Source organism: Okeania hirsuta, assembly GCF_003838195.1.
Lineage (GTDB): Bacteria > Cyanobacteriota > Cyanobacteriia > Cyanobacteriales > Microcoleaceae > Okeania > Okeania hirsuta.
The window spans coordinates 1-1,461 of record NZ_RCBY01000576.1 but is presented as its reverse complement, the minus strand read 5'-3'; the positions used below and the strand labels follow the sequence as shown (position 1 = coordinate 1,461).

Here is a 1,461-nt window from a genome sequence, read left to right as displayed (position 1 = left end):
AATATCAGATATGGTAATGTTTATTTAGTTTATGTTAGAAAAATAAATGCTCAGTATGCACACAACAGCAATTGATTTTATACAGCGTTTTATAGGAAAGGATTTAAGCAATCGAAATATACTCGAAGAGTTTTCACATCAAGTCATATTCTCTAGTTGGTTAAAAAAACAATATCCTAATACGTCACAAGAAATGTACAATGCCATGCTGTTGGTGGCACGACCCTATTTTGAGTATAAAGATACGCCCGTATACGTTGTATCATTGGTCGATACACTTTTTATTACGGGGCGTAGTGACTCTAGCATAAGCTTTATCCGACCTAGTACTTTAGGCACTCAAACACAAATGATACTTGATGTACCACATGCCGGAACCTTACCACCTTCTTGTGTTGATGGACTATTATCTGATGACGTAATTGCTGATGAATCCCTATGCTCTAGCAATCCTTACACAATTTGGAATCAAGCAGATGTAGGGGTTTTGGAGGTATCTGGAAGTATTTGGCAAAATCATCAAAATTTTGTCTGTGGTTCGGCAGTATTGACAAATTTAATTATCAGCGATTGCCATTGCTGATAATTAAATTTGGCAAAATCATCAAAATTTTGTCTGTGGTTCGGCAGTATTGACAAATTTAATTATCAGCAATGGCAATCGCGCCCCAGCAAAAGAAGGTAGAACTAATCAGGTCTACAATACACACACTTATCGTGGGACTCCTCTATACAAAGATATTTCTCAGCCTACGGTCGAAACAAAACTAGGGTTAAAAAAGAATCATGATTTGAGTATTGCTGTAGCTGGAGCATGTCGTGCTGCTGCGTATATGACAAATCCGAATTATCCTATTATCTGTTTAGAACCACATAGTTATTCAGCATTTTCCCATGAAATACTCGATGCGTTATTTTCACCAAAACTAGATGGTATGAACTTAACTAAATTTGCACCGCACAATGGTGGTACAGATACCAAAGCACTACTAGATTATCTGCGCAATACCCATGACTTGAAATCGTATCAAGAGTTAGTTAGACCATTGCTGTCAGTCTTAGATGTCTCAAGTCCTGACGAACCTGATAAGTACAGTACAGTTAATAAATCTCAAATGGAAGCTTTTGTCGAGCCTTTTATAAGCATGATACGGGAGGCTTCTAACAGACTACCCATTAATATTGATAATTGGGAAAAATCGCGTCCTGATGTTTATGGTGCTACCAATACCATGCTGAAAAGGTTAGAAGAAGTGATAAAAAAAGCCAATTATTATCTTGACATTAATGATAACAACCTAATATCAAAAACCATAAATACGGTGACAATTGAATATAATAGGGGACTTGTAACATCCAACGAAACTTCTAACATCCACACCAGTGAACAAGATTTTTACGAGCGTTGTCAATTGGTCGGTGCAGCATTTGTAGCCGGCATCAAGAATATGCAAAATCTGT

At 37.0% G+C, this 1,461-nt stretch carries 2 protein-coding genes; both read left to right on the top strand.

Annotated features, from left to right (window positions below; translation table 11 throughout):
- Window positions 1-193 precede the first annotated feature (193 nt).
- Window positions 194-583 carry a hypothetical protein gene (locus D5R40_RS38715; protein WP_205127851.1) on the top strand — a complete coding sequence of 130 codons (390 nt, stop codon included), beginning with the start codon at window positions 194-196 and terminating at the stop codon, window positions 581-583.
- 49 nt (window positions 584-632) lie between these two features.
- A partial coding sequence (locus D5R40_RS38710; RefSeq protein ID WP_205127850.1) for a hypothetical protein occupies window positions 633-1,461 on the top strand: 829 nt, incomplete at its 3' end.

What these genes read in the sequence shown, in the direction of transcription:
- D5R40_RS38715 (WP_205127851.1), top strand. Translation starts at nt 194, where the DNA reads ATGTACAATGCCATGCTGTTGGTGGCACGACCCTATTTTGAGTATAAA.